Origin of the sequence: Planotetraspora sp. GP83, from assembly GCF_041262585.1 — a bacterium.
Classification (GTDB): Bacteria; Actinomycetota; Actinomycetes; order Streptosporangiales; family Streptosporangiaceae; genus JAOEGB01.
On the sequence record NZ_JBGCBZ010000061.1, the window covers coordinates 1 to 1,107 of the forward strand.

The window sequence follows — 1,107 nt, forward strand, 5'->3', positions numbered from 1 at the left end:
GGCGATCCGCTCGATGGCGTCGGCGGCGACCCGCAGTCCGTCACGACGGCGGATCTCCGCACCGGCCGCCTCCAACCGAGAGCGGAGCTCGGCGTCTCCCAACAGCCGGTCGATCGCCCCGACCAGCTCCTCATCGGCGAACCCGTAGGTGTCCAAGCGGACCCCATAACCGGTCTCCTCGATCCGCTGCGCGTTGTCGTACTGATCCCAAAACAGCGGCAACACGATCATCGGCTTGCCGAAGTGCAGCGCCTCAGTCGTCGTGTTGTTCCCACCATGCGTGATCACCAGATCCACCAACGGCACAACCTTCGTCTGCGGCACGAACTCCGCACCCCACATGTTCGCCGCCAACTCGATCTCCGCATGCAACGGCCCCTTGGACACGATGTACCGATGCCGCGTCCCGGCCAGCACCGAGATCACCCGCCGCATCAGCTCCACATCGGCCGACCCCAGCGACCCCAGCGAAAAATAGATCAGCGACCCCTCACCCGGGATGTCCGGCAGCGTGAACTCCTCATCGGTCTCCCGCACCGAGGAATCCAGCCGCGTCCACGAACCGTCCAGCGGCCGCTCCACGATGTAGTCCACGATCTCCGGATACACATACAGATTCGCATCCCCCACATGGATGAACTCCAACTCCGGCAACGCGGGCGCGCCCTGCCCCACCACCCACTCGTTGAACCCCGCCCAGATCTCCCGATGCGTCCGGTCATACTCGGCCCGAAACCCCGCCCACCCGCTGTCATCAGCGGCCGGCAGACCCGAGAACACCGGCGCCACCCCCGCACCCTTCACCTCCAGCGGATTACACGACACGACCCGCACGAACGGCACCCGGCTCCCGTCCTCCGTCACGGCCGTCACCAGCGCGGGGAACGCGATGACGTTGTCCTCCACGATCACATCCGGCCGCACCCGCCCGATGATCGCCCTCAGCTGCGGCTCGCAATACTTCACACCCTCGATCAGCGCGTCCCAGATCGGCCTGGTCACCGTCTCCAACTGCTCACGCGTACTCTTGCGATACTCCGGAGCCGTATCCCGGATGAAGTCCTTCCAGAACTGCCCCGCGTCCCGCACCTCCGCGTCCTGCTCCTC

At 65.9% G+C, this 1,107-nt stretch carries 1 protein-coding gene; it reads right to left on the bottom strand.

The genetic code is table 11. The annotated features are described in order from the left end of the window. Window positions 1-1,107, bottom strand: a 1,107-nt coding sequence (locus tag ABH927_RS34180) for a glycosyltransferase (RefSeq protein WP_370028636.1), incomplete at both ends; no start/stop codon positions are given.